This is a genomic window from Nostoc sp. CALU 546, from assembly GCF_048836525.1.
In genome coordinates this window covers 21477-30058 of the sequence record NZ_JAWJTF010000118.1, presented here as the reverse complement: position 1 = coordinate 30058, position 8582 = coordinate 21477, and the positions used below count along the sequence as shown (strand labels likewise).

Sequence of the window (8582 nt, the reverse complement as noted above, 5' to 3'; positions counted from 1 at the left end):
AGTCCGGTTATCATCTACTGTGTATGGCATGTTAGTGTTGGAGGTGCTATTGATGCCAATTTGCCTATTAGTAGTTTAGACGAATTACCACAAACCCACGTTGCACGACGCAATTTGAAAAATAGTGTCTTCCATCGTTGTCTCTCATGTTTCCGTCGTGGATTTTTAGTGATTAAGGCTGCCGTTCTTAATCGTCTTCCCCTACCTCAAGGTAGCTTTTTCCCTGAACCTTGGCCTTCCTTGACTCCACAACTCCATGTCTCTCAAATCACCCTCTCTACTGCCTGATTTTTAAATACCTACCCTTGAAAGCCTGATATCCTCCGGTAGCCCCTTGACTACACAGGGCTTATTGTTCGCCATCGACGCGCTCCTTAATCATGTCTATGAGGCACTGAAGCCCATCTTGAAACTCAGAGGGATCTAAGGATAATAAATACTCTTGGACTAGCCTTTGAACTGCCTGGGTATCTCTGGACTTCTGTAACATCTCGATACCTTCCCGGACTAGCTCAGATGAACTCTGACCACTTCTGAGGCTTTCCTTTTCTAACCACTGAAGAGTTGATTCCTTCATCCGAACCGCTATCTGTTTTGTCTGTATCTTCTTTTTCATACCTGTATACCAAATGGGATGCTTACAGGTATTTAGTCAACTGGGAAATATCAGGATAATCTGCACTTTCAGACTATTCCTATCAGGTTTACTTATATTTCATAGCCTATAACATTAAACCACCTACTGACTAAGCATCTGAGGCGATCGCTAGGACATTAGGGGGTAGTATTGGTCAGTCAGATATACCAAACAGAGGCAAACAGGGTTAACCCATCGGATGTTTAAGGGTAAACTGGGGCTTTGAATATCACTTTGAATATCATTTACCCCAGTTTGTTTGTTTTTGATTGTCCTAAAAGGCTGAAAGCCTTAAGGCGGCACCCGGATTTGAACCGGGGGTGGAGGTTTTGCAGACCTCTGCCTTACCACTTGGCTATGCCGCCACAGCGGGATTCCCGAAACTACTCTAATCTTTTTAAGATATTTTAGTAGGCATTGGGCGCTAGTTAAACCATGATAGCATAGGATTCTGAGGTAGAGATAGTGGGTTAACTGGATGTTTCTAGTAGTCTTTAGGCGATCGCTAGAAAATCCTAATGACGGGTTGACTATCTGCACAAAAAACTCTTAGCAGATTAGAGTTATGAGTTTTAAACTTTTACTTCATCGGCAAAATTACTCCAACGGACAAAGTGAAAGGGGCCGGCGATAGAACCCCAGAGACGTTCGTCGGTGTCTAAATCTCTTCCCCGGTCGAGGCTGAAAAATTCTTTAGCGTCAATCTCAAATTCGTTATCCAGATAAGTATTTTTGCCGTCACGTACAACTATGCAGCCTTTACCAGGTTCAACTCTGCCTTTGAAGCTCTTACCTGTCCACTCTACAATCATGTTGCAACCTGACATTTTTTCTAATTGCTCAACAGACAACTCTTTGAGGCGTTCGGGTTCACGAGATGCACCGTAAAATTTTTGTTCTTCTTTAACGGTGTAGTGTTCAATAGCAATGTGGTTTTCTGCCTGTATCAAATTCATTACCCGCATCCGGTAGGGTTGATTGAGCATAAAATCATAAGCTTGTTCGAGAAACAAACTTACCCCTGAGAACAATTCCAAGGGAAGAGGACGGATACAGACGCGGATATGGGCATAAAAAGGCGGATTTTCAAAGGCTTGTTCTTGATTGCTAAAGTCAGCTGCCATCCAGCGGGCTAGGGTGGCGATATCAGTGGAATGAGTCATTACAAAACGATTAACTAGTTGCTTAAAAATTATCTAGAATTATTTTGACACTTTCTCGACTCAAAAATCCCGGCTGCGATACCTTTGGTCGGCTTTGCCTACGCAATTATTGAATTAGATATAAGATGGATGCTCTAACTGTAGAAAATCAGGATGCTTTAGATGAATCGTAGAATTACCTTATGTAACCAACTCAAGGCAAAGTAAAGTACCCATGCTCAGGCGCTTAATTGTAATCGTTACTGCCACTATACTCTTTAGCAGTTCCTTGACGCTGGCACAGAGTCAGAAGCCCAAACCACCGGATAAATTTCCTCCCAGTCCTCTTGAGATTACCACACCTGATCCACTGCTACCACGATCGCCTAAAGATAAACAGCCGTTAACTCTCCAAGAACGACAAAAGTTAGAACCAGCGTTAGATGCGTTAAATCAAGAAGCTGCGGCGAAACTGCAAGCAGGGGATAAGGTAGGGGCATTTGAAATTTGGAATCGAGAATTGCGCTTGCGGCGATTTTTTGGTTTATTAACAGAGGTGCAAGCATTATCACGAGTTGGGGCGATCGCTTGGAATCAAAATGACGGACAAGAAGTACAATATATTACTCAACGATTGCAAGCGATTCAAAAGCAGGCCCAATCTCAGAAAACAACTGCTCCAATTGATTTAGAATTGTGGCGATCGCTAGGTCAAGCTTATCAAAATGTGCGATCGCCTAAACTAGCTCTGGAAGCTTACGACCAAGTTTTGCTAGTAATACGACAGCAACAAGATACAACAGCCGTCGTAGAAACCCTCAAAATAATTGGAGAACTACATTTGAGTTGGTTTGATTATCCCAAAGCTGCGCCAATCTACGAAGAATTATTGAGTTTAGCTACTGCCCAAGGTGAACGTGTAAACGAGGTAACATATCTACAACGACTAGCTTACATCTACGAGCAGAGCCAACAACCACAGCAGTCATTGAATGTACTTAATAGACTAGTAGAAATTTACATCAATGAGAATAAGCTTACTGAAATACCAGAATTAAAACTAGCGATCGCCTCAAATTACGAACTTCTAGCCAAGAAAGATCCTAACTTACTGCTAGAAGCTTTTAACAATTATCAAGAAGCTTATACCACTGCTTGGCAATTACAGGAGTATGCTCGTGCTGGTGAAGCTTTGCAGAAGCTAATTGCGCTGTACCGTTCTCAAGGGCAAACAGACGAGGCTTTGCAGGCTAGCCAAATTCTTGTGCAGACACAGACGCAAGCTGCCAACTTTTACGGAATGATGCAAGCTTATGACCAAATTGGGCAATTGTATCTAGAACGCAAAGAGTTTCCTCAAGCACTAACAGCTTTTCAAAAAGGCTTAGAACTGGCGCAACAACTCAAACATGAGGAAGCATACTTTACCGGACAAATTGAAAAACTCTCGAAAGCAAATTTTTAATTGATACTACAGTTTGGCACTACTGCCAAACCAAGACTGCCAATGAATTGGGAAGCCTACATTTGCTGCAAGCGGTAAGTGGAGAAATCGTCTATGTGGTTTCACTAATGCCAATCTACCAACTCATTTGTTAGAGATTTGAAAGGTTTACTCTTATATAAGAAATGCTTGCTAGAGTCTGGAGTGCATCAATTGTGGGCATCGATGCCGTTAAAGTAGGCGTGGAAGTCGATGTTTCAGGAGGATTACCGGGAATTGTTGTCTTGGGACTGCCAGATTCAGCGATTCAAGAATCAAGAGAAAGAGTTAAAGCAACTTTGAAAAATGCTGGCTTTGCCTTTCCGATGCGAAAGATAGTAATTAATTTAACTCCGGCAGATTTACGCAAAGAAGGCCCCTGTTTCGATTTGCCGATTAGTGTGGGAATTTTGGCGGCTTCTGAACAAGTTAGTGCTGATTTATTGGGGGATTATCTATTTTTGGGCGAAGTCTCTTTGGATGGCAGCTTACGCGCTGTGGCTGGTGTATTACCGATCGCAGCAGCAGCCCAAAAGATGGGAATTGCCGGTTTAGTTCTCCCTGTTGATAATGCCCAAGAAGCGGCAGTAGTCGAAGGCTTGGCTGTTTTCGGTTGCAAACATTTGTCTGAGGTGGTGGATTTTTTAAATAATCCGGGGCGTTACAAACCTGTACAGATGGATAGTACAACGGAGATCACAAAAGAATCTTACCCTGGCGCAGATTTGCATGATGTGAAAGGACAGGCTCACGCGCGTCGTGCTTTAGAAATTGCTGCGGCTGGTGGGCATAATCTAATTTTTGTCGGCCCACCTGGTAGTGGTAAGACGATGTTAGCAAGGCGCTTACCAGGAATTTTACCGCCTTTGAGCTTTGCCGAATCTTTGGAAGTGACTCGCATTCATTCGGTGGCTGGTTTACTGAAAAATCGTGGTTCATTGGTACGCGATCGCCCTTTTCGCAGTCCCCACCACTCGGCATCTGGGCCTTCTCTCGTAGGTGGTGGTAGCTTTCCTCGTCCTGGAGAGATTTCATTATCTCACAGAGGTGTACTTTTTTTAGACGAGTTGACAGAATTTAAACGAGATGTTTTAGAATTTCTGCGTCAACCTTTAGAAGATGGCTACGTCACAATTTCCCGCACCAAATTATCGGTAATGTTTCCTGCACAATTTACTTTGGTGGCGAGTACTAATCCTTGTCCATGCGGTTACTATGGCGATACCATCCAACAATGTACTTGTTCTCCTCGCCAACGCGAGCAATATTGGGCCAAACTTTCTGGGCCATTGATGGATCGAATTGATTTACAAGTTGCAGTGAATCGCTTGAAACCAGAAGAAATTACCCAACAACCGACGGGAGAAACATCAATATCAGTCCGCGAACGGGTTCAACAAGCAAGCGATCGCGCCATTACCCGTTTTCAAGGAGAAGCAAATCTGCGTTGCAATGCCCACATGCAAAGTCGTCATCTCCAGAAATGGTGCAAACTAGATGATGCTAGTCGGAATTTATTAGAAGTAGCAATTAGAAAATTAGGTTTATCGGCAAGAGCTAGCGATCGCATTCTCAAAGTAGCACGGACTATTGCAGATTTAGCAGCAGAAGATGAGCTAAAAACCAATCATGTGGCGGAAGCGATTCAGTATCGCACAATCGACAGAATGCAATGAAAGATTGGTTATACCAATTTGAAAAAAGAATGCCACAAATAGACCATTTGTAGAGACGCGATTCATCGCGTCTTTACCCAAGGATGTGTTGCAATCATTAATTTAATTGGTATTAGAAACCAATACGCTTGGGTTAAGGGCTAATAGTGTAAAATTGTGGATTTTCAAGACGCGATAAATCGCCGTCTCTACAAGTGTTTTGGTCTTATCTGAACTGTATTGCACTATAAAATTCTAAATTCCTCCTCCAGAATGCTGCATAAACTCCCTTGGGAGGATGTCACCACCTAGTCAATCAGTATCCAATATATCAGGGACTAAGCAACATCCCTAGAAGGAGACTGATTGGATGAATTTGCAAGCAATTTGGGAGCTTTTCCAAGAGACATTTAAAGAATGGAGTGAGGATAAAGCCTCACGGTTAGCGGCGGCGTTGGCTTACTACACAATTTTTTCTATTGCACCATTACTAATTATTGTAATTGCGATCGCAGGGGCAGTATTTGGAGAAGAGGCGGCAAGGGGTCAAATCGTCGGACAGATTCAAGGTTTAGTCGGCCAAGATGGCGCAGAATTTATCCAAACAGCTATTAACAATGCTAACAAACCACAAACAGGAGCGATCGCTTCCATTATTAGTGTTGTAGTTTTGCTCTTAGGTGCTACTGGTTTATTTACTGAGTTGCAAGATTCCCTCAACACGATTTGGGAAGTGAAACCGAAGCCTGGACGCGGCGTAACTAACATTATTCGCCTACGCTTTTTGTCCTTTGCAATGGTGATTGGTATTGGCTTTTTACTTTTAGTTTCTCTGGTAATTAGTACGGCCTTAGCAGCATTAGTAACATACTTTAGCAACTTGCTCCCAGGTCTTGATTTTATCTGGCAGATTCTCAATTTCATCCTCTCTTTCGCCATCACTACATTCCTGTTCGGACTCATTTTTAAAGTCCTACCAGATGTCAAAATTGCTTGGAGTGATGTTTTAATTGGAGCTATGCTCACCTCCTTTTTATTCTCCATTGGGAGATTTTTATTAGGACAGTATTTAGGTAATGGCAGTTTCGGTTCAGCTTATGGTGCAGCTGGTTCACTGGTAGTAATCTTAGCTTGGGTTAACTATGCCGCACAGATTCTTTTCTTCGGTGCTGAATTTACCCAAGTTTATTCCAGAAGATATGGCAGCGGCATAACTCCAACTAAACACGCCATCCCTATATCTGATAACACGGAATATAATGGCACGGCTCCGAAGGGACAATCATCAACTAATAAAAAGCCATTTTCTCGCTTGATGAATCGTTTCTTCCAGTCTTTTAGAAAGCCCAAACGCTTACAACAGAGAAGAAAAAATCCGCGATTTTAATCAGTTTCAAACCCTGACTTAAAGCCTGTTTTACGCAAATAACCTTATACTGGATTTTTTCCAGTATTCTATTGAACCAGGGAGAAAATCAGTGGTAACAGAAAAATGGTTTTTCATCGATTGGCAGGCAATTTTTGTTCCTAGTATCAGCGTCTTTGAGTTGATTATCCGTGGTTCGTTGGTCTATTTAGCGCTGTTCTCGGTGCTACGTGTACTTCCTAGCCGACAACTCGGAACACTAGGAATCACTGATTTACTCGTAGTTGTGCTATTTGCTGAAGCTGCTCAAAATGCTATGGCAAGTAATTATACATCGATTACTGAGGGTGCTATCCTGGTAGGAACTGTGATTTTTTGGAGTTACTTGCTGAACTGGTTAGGCTACAAACTTCCTCGATTCCAACGTTTTATGAATCAGCCACCGCTGCTATTGGTAAAAAATGGTCGGATGATTGAGCGTCATTTGCAACGAGAGTTAATTACAGATGATGAATTGATGAGCAAGTTACGTCAGCAAGGTGTAGAATTTATAACCGATGTGAAGTTTGCATATATGGAGGCTGATGGCAGGATTAGTATCATCATGTCAGATGCAAAAACTAGTTCCGTCCCTCAGCAAAAAGTAGCATTAAAAAGTGATCTACATTAATTAGACTGTAGAATATGACGGTTGTATTCTGTGCCGAACTGTGATTGAGCGTTATACTTTGCCCGAAATGGCTAATCTGTGGAGTGAAGCCTATAAACTAAAAACTTGGCTGGAAGTCGAAATTGCTGTTTGTGAGGCTCAAGCTGAACTTGGTTACATTCCATCTGAGGCAGTTGAGGAAATTAAAGCCAAGGCAGATTTTGACCCGAAGCGGGTACTGGAAATTGAGGCTGTAGTCCGCCATGATGTCATCGCTTTCTTGACAAATGTCAATGAATATGTTGGTGATGCCGGACGCTATATTCACCTGGGTTTAACTAGTTCGGATGTTTTGGATACGGCTTTAGCATTGCAATTGGTTGCCAGCCTGGATCTATTATTGCAACGTCTGGAAGATTTGATTCAGGTAATTCGCCAAAAAGCACGGGAACATCGTCATACAGTGATGGCTGGCCGATCGCATGGTATTCACGCTGAACCGATTACTTTTGGTTTCAAGCTAGCTGGTTGGTTAGCAGAAGTGTTGCGACACCAAGAACGCCTGAGAATACTCCGCCAAACGATCGCAGTGGGTAAGATTTCCGGTGCAGTGGGAACTTATGCAAATGTTGAACCCCGTGTAGAAGCGATCGCTTGCGAAAAACTCGGACTCAAACCCGATACAGCCTCAACCCAAGTTATTTCCCGCGATCGCCACGCCGACTACGTGCAACAATTAGCTTTGGTAGCCGCATCCATCGAACGCTTTGCTGTAGAAATTCGCAATCTGCAAAAAACAGACGTTCTGGAAGTTGAAGAATTTTTCGCCAAAGGTCAGAAAGGTTCCTCAGCAATGCCACACAAGCGCAACCCCATCCGTTCGGAACGCCTGACGGGAATGGCACGACTCGTCAGAAGTCATGCCGGTGCAGCTTTAGAAAACGTTGCCCTCTGGCATGAGCGGGATATTTCCCACAGTTCTGTAGAACGAGTAATTTTGCCAGATGCTTGCACTTTGACTCACTTTATGTTGTCAGAAATAACCGACTTGGTGAAAAACCTGTTGGTCTATCCTGAGAACATGGAACGGAATCTCAACTGTTATGGCGGGGTTGTGTTTAGCCAAAAAGTGCTACTGGCTCTGATAGATAAGGGAAGCAAGCGAGAAGATGCTTATGCGATCGTTCAAGAAAGCGCTCACGCTGCTTGGAACAAAGCAGAAGGCAATTTCCAAGACTTGATTAGCAAAGACCCGCGTGTTACTCAAAAGTTGTCTCCAGAAGAACTAGAGGTCTGTTTCGACCCCCAGCAACATCTCCAGCATTTAGAAGAAGTTTACCAACGATTAGGTATTTAGGATTAATTTGCTTGTAGTGAGCGCTTAAGCGCTTACTACTAACTTGTTACCCAAAAAATACGCAGATATTACAAAAAAGATATATATGACTCTTATTTGATTTTTGAAAAAACACCTTACAACTCAAAAAGCCTTCTTGCCTATTGCCTATTTCCTATTGCCTATTGCCTACCCACGCAAGTAAGTTCAAAAATCAAAGCAGATTCCTATATAAAGATACCAACAAAATTTAGTATTGCAATTTGTTTAATGCTGGAATTATTGCTCATAGTGGGTAGTATACACAACAAATA

Annotated in this window: 7 protein-coding genes, 1 tRNA gene and 1 pseudogene; 6 read left to right on the top strand and 3 right to left on the bottom strand. The window is 42.7% G+C overall.

Features of this window, described 5'->3' with window-relative positions; translation table 11 throughout:
* Nucleotides 1-288: pseudogene (locus tag RRG12_RS36225) on the top strand (hypothetical protein); the annotation flags it as partial.
* 61 nt (nt 289-349) lie between these two features.
* Here the strand turns inward: RRG12_RS36225 and RRG12_RS36220 are convergent.
* The 3 genes from RRG12_RS36220 to RRG12_RS36210 form a co-directional block, all read right to left on the bottom strand.
* Nucleotides 350-616, bottom strand: a complete 267-nt coding sequence (locus RRG12_RS36220) for a hypothetical protein (protein ID WP_420762554.1) — start codon at nt 614-616, stop codon at nt 350-352.
* Nucleotides 617-931: 315 nt separating this feature from the next.
* Nucleotides 932-1002 (bottom strand) — tRNA-Cys (locus RRG12_RS36215).
* A 207-nt stretch (nt 1003-1209) separates the two neighbouring features.
* Complete coding sequence (locus RRG12_RS36210) at nt 1210-1800, bottom strand: chromophore lyase CpcT/CpeT (protein ID WP_181928984.1); 591 nt, start codon at nt 1798-1800, stop codon at nt 1210-1212.
* A 214-nt stretch (nt 1801-2014) separates the two neighbouring features.
* Here RRG12_RS36210 and RRG12_RS36205 point away from each other — a divergent pair, with 214 nt between their 5' ends.
* The 5 genes from RRG12_RS36205 to purB all read left to right on the top strand — a co-directional run bounded on the left by RRG12_RS36205 (nt 2015) and on the right by purB (nt 8289).
* A complete protein-coding gene (locus RRG12_RS36205) occupies nt 2015-3244 on the top strand; it encodes a tetratricopeptide repeat protein (protein WP_420762553.1) in 1230 nt (409 codons plus the stop codon).
* A gap of 164 nt (nt 3245-3408) precedes the next feature.
* Nucleotides 3409-4938: a YifB family Mg chelatase-like AAA ATPase gene (locus tag RRG12_RS36200; RefSeq protein WP_420762552.1), complete on the top strand. Its 1530-nt coding sequence runs from the start codon at nt 3409-3411 to the stop codon at nt 4936-4938.
* 349 nt (nt 4939-5287) lie between these two features.
* Nucleotides 5288-6304, top strand: a complete 1017-nt coding sequence (locus RRG12_RS36195; RefSeq protein WP_420762551.1) for a YihY/virulence factor BrkB family protein — start codon at nt 5288-5290, stop codon at nt 6302-6304.
* A 91-nt stretch (nt 6305-6395) separates the two neighbouring features.
* Nucleotides 6396-6953: a DUF421 domain-containing protein gene (locus tag RRG12_RS36190; protein WP_069069177.1), complete on the top strand. Its 558-nt coding sequence runs from the start codon at nt 6396-6398 to the stop codon at nt 6951-6953.
* Nucleotides 6954-6993: 40 nt separating this feature from the next.
* Complete coding sequence (gene purB / locus RRG12_RS36185; protein WP_069069178.1) at nt 6994-8289, top strand: adenylosuccinate lyase; 1296 nt, start codon at nt 6994-6996, stop codon at nt 8287-8289.
* The last annotated feature ends 293 nt before the right edge of the window (nt 8290-8582 follow it).

Bases quoted from the DNA above. Each gene is read 5' to 3' on its own strand.
- RRG12_RS36220 (WP_420762554.1), bottom strand. From the start codon at position 616: ATGAAAAAGAAGATACAGACAAAACAGATAGCGGTTCGGATGAAGGAA.
- RRG12_RS36210 (WP_181928984.1), bottom strand. From the start codon at position 1,800: ATGACTCATTCCACTGATATCGCCACCCTAGCCCGCTGGATGGCAGCT.
- RRG12_RS36205 (WP_420762553.1), top strand. From the start codon at position 2,015: ATGCTCAGGCGCTTAATTGTAATCGTTACTGCCACTATACTCTTTAGC.
- RRG12_RS36200 (WP_420762552.1), top strand. From the start codon at position 3,409: ATGCTTGCTAGAGTCTGGAGTGCATCAATTGTGGGCATCGATGCCGTT.
- RRG12_RS36195 (WP_420762551.1), top strand. From the start codon at position 5,288: ATGAATTTGCAAGCAATTTGGGAGCTTTTCCAAGAGACATTTAAAGAA.